The sequence below is a fragment of the Candidatus Rickettsia tasmaniensis genome, assembly GCF_036857515.1.
GTDB classification, from domain to species: Bacteria; Pseudomonadota; Alphaproteobacteria; order Rickettsiales; family Rickettsiaceae; genus Rickettsia; species Rickettsia rickettsii.
On sequence record NZ_JAQCNX010000067.1, the window covers coordinates 1 to 782 of the forward strand.

The following is a 782-nucleotide window of genomic DNA, read 5'->3' on the forward strand; positions in this document are numbered from 1 at the left end:
ATTGAGCTTCCTAATAAGCAGCGTGAATTCTTTTGCTTAAAAGAACTTATAGAGACCCCAGAATACCAAGACAAATCAACTTTATTGCCGTTAGTCTTGGGTAAAGATTTAGCAGGTAAGCCGCTGATTGCCGATCTTGCTAAAATGCCTCATTTATTAGTAGCAGGAACCACTGATAAAATAAATATAACTTCTTCTTACCAAAAGCCTGTAAGTGAAAAAGTAAAATTCCCTGAAGAAGCGAGATCCGTACCTGCAAATCTTATAAAATTCTTTAGCAAACCTGTTAGCCCTAAAATATCTCAAAGCGAAATAGCAGAATTGCCGCCTATTTCGTTATTACGTGATCCTGAAAACCATCATGTAAAAGGAGCTTCTTCCTCGGAGCTTAAACAAAAGGCTGAAGAATTATTAACCGTGCTGAATGATTTTGGAGTTAAAGGGCAGATAATTAATATCAATCAAGGACCGGTGGTAACTCAATATGAATTTGAGCCGGCAGCAGGCACGAAAACATCAAGGGTAGTAGGATTATCTGACGATATAGCACGCTCACTATCTGCTTTATCAACAAGGATAGCAGTCATACCCGGCAAAAACGTACTTGGTATTGAGCTTCCTAATAAGCAGCGTGAATTCTTTTGCTTAAAAGAACTTATAGAGACCCCAGAATACCAAGACAAATCAACTTTATTGCCGTTAGTCTTGGGTAAAGATTTAGCAGGTAAGCCGCTGATTGCCGATCTTGCTAAAATGCCTCATTTATTAGTAGCAGGAACCAC

Annotated in this window: 1 protein-coding gene; it reads left to right on the forward strand. The window is 38.7% G+C overall.

Going from position 1 to position 782, the window contains the following annotated elements:
• A partial coding sequence (locus tag O6R16_RS07935) for a DNA translocase FtsK (protein WP_499680701.1) occupies window positions 1-782 on the forward strand: 782 nt, incomplete at both ends.